The 288-nt window shown below is 42.0% G+C and carries 1 protein-coding gene; it reads right to left on the bottom strand.

Going from position 1 to position 288, the window contains the following annotated elements; translation table 11 throughout:
• Positions 1–288 (bottom strand): hypothetical protein (locus tag LVD47_RS23485; RefSeq protein WP_236981165.1); only part of this gene is annotated, 288 nt, incomplete at both ends.

Raw genomic sequence — 288 nt, forward strand, 5'->3', positions numbered from 1 at the left:
GGTAATACATCAACCCTCGTCTAAGCTTTGGTGAATGACTATCAAAAACCGTCTTAGAAAAATCTGAATTCCCAATTTCATCGGGTATGGCGACAATCTCTAACGTCACATACATAATCCGTGAATAAAGCTCTCGTATGGCTATTTCTACATATCTCTCCCGCGCCAAGGAAAACGGGTCAAACTCTGTGATCACTGGCAACGTTCTTGGGTCTTTTGCTCTTAGGAATTTGTAGTAAGCTTCAAAATCCTGTTTTTTATCAGGTGGCGATGATGAGTCACCCGCTT

Origin of the sequence: Membranihabitans maritimus, assembly GCF_021729145.1 — a bacterium.
Taxonomy (GTDB): Bacteria; Bacteroidota; Bacteroidia; order Chitinophagales; family Saprospiraceae; genus Membranihabitans; species Membranihabitans maritimus.